This window comes from Marinicrinis lubricantis (assembly GCF_042658665.1).
GTDB classification, from domain to species: domain Bacteria; phylum Bacillota; class Bacilli; order Paenibacillales; family KCTC-33676; genus Marinicrinis; species Marinicrinis lubricantis.
Window position 1 is genome coordinate 1 of the sequence record NZ_JBHSQV010000056.1, and the last position, 738, is coordinate 738.

At 32.9% G+C, this 738-nt stretch carries 1 protein-coding gene; it reads right to left on the reverse strand.

Translation table 11 applies throughout. The features are described 5' to 3' along the window. Positions 1-94: 94 nt before the first annotated feature. On the reverse strand, positions 95-610 hold the full coding sequence (locus ACFPXP_RS08000; protein WP_379893713.1) for a hypothetical protein: 516 nt from the start codon (positions 608-610) through the stop codon (positions 95-97). Between the last annotated feature and the right edge of the window lie 128 nt (positions 611-738).

The window sequence follows — 738 nt, forward strand, 5'->3', positions numbered from 1 at the left end:
ATTCTCACTAATGAATTGTCTAAGTTGTTCCTTCGTAAACATGCTCATGTTGTGTTCTCCTGCCTCCTGATGTCTATTACTAGATTAGCTTGGTTTAGGAGTTTACACAATTTATTTTACACTCTCTATCAATTTTAAACCTTCCTTGATTACCACCGATAACATAATAATCGTAGGGCACATGGTAATCATACGATGAATGATCGACTTTTTTTAAAAACAAATATAGATGCTTGTTTTTCTCAAATAAAGGGTTATCTAAAACTTCTACTTTATTTTCATTCATAACTAAGCCACCTAATTGGCCAATTGTAATTTCGGATTCGACTTCTTCACCGCTAATAATATCATTTATTTTTAACTTATGGACTGTGTATGGCATATCCTTCAATTGAATAAAATTACTATCTACAACTTTTCCTTTTACTACGATGTCTGATTTGATAAGAAGCTCTTTCAAGGAAGTGTAAGGCTTCCAGTCAACAACCATATTTCCGATTGATGGTTCCTTTCGTTCTTGCTTTGCAGTTACCTGCTGTGAAGATATGAATATTGCACTAATTAATATAACACAAGCCAATAAAAAGAATACATTATTTAATTTGAACAACTTGAATCAATTTCATAAATCTCATGCCTTGATATGACTGACTTTTTTAGACATAGAAAAAGGAGTACCTCCCCAAATCTCGAATAGGTTAAGCGACTAAACCAACCAATTGAGATGAGGTGAACTCC